General features: G+C 65.6%; 1 protein-coding gene and 1 pseudogene. Both read left to right on the forward strand.

Going from position 1 to position 244, the window contains the following annotated elements:
- Nucleotides 1-143, forward strand: a pseudogene (locus HA630_RS22535) (type II secretion system protein GspF); the annotation flags it as partial.
- A gap of 10 nt (nucleotides 144-153) precedes the next feature.
- On the forward strand, nucleotides 154-244 hold a 91-nt coding region (locus tag HA630_RS25705), incomplete at its 3' end, for a 5'-nucleotidase (protein WP_371809164.1).

Here is a 244-nt window from a genome sequence, read left to right on the forward strand (position 1 = left end):
TCAGCGCCGAGGTGCAGCGCCGCGCCCTGCGCCTGGCCACCCTGCTCGAGCCCCTGCTCATCGTGGCCATGGGCGTGGTGGTGCTGCTGATCGTGTTGGCGGTCATGCTGCCCATCATCCAGCTCAACCAGTTGGTGAAATAATCGGGCCACCATGCCCGCCACCCTCGAAGGCCAGCTCGTCGTCGCCATTTCCTCCCGCGCCCTGTTCGACTTCGAGGCCGAGAACCGTGTCTTCGAAGACG

The sequence above is a fragment of the Aquabacterium sp. A08 genome (assembly GCF_011742065.1).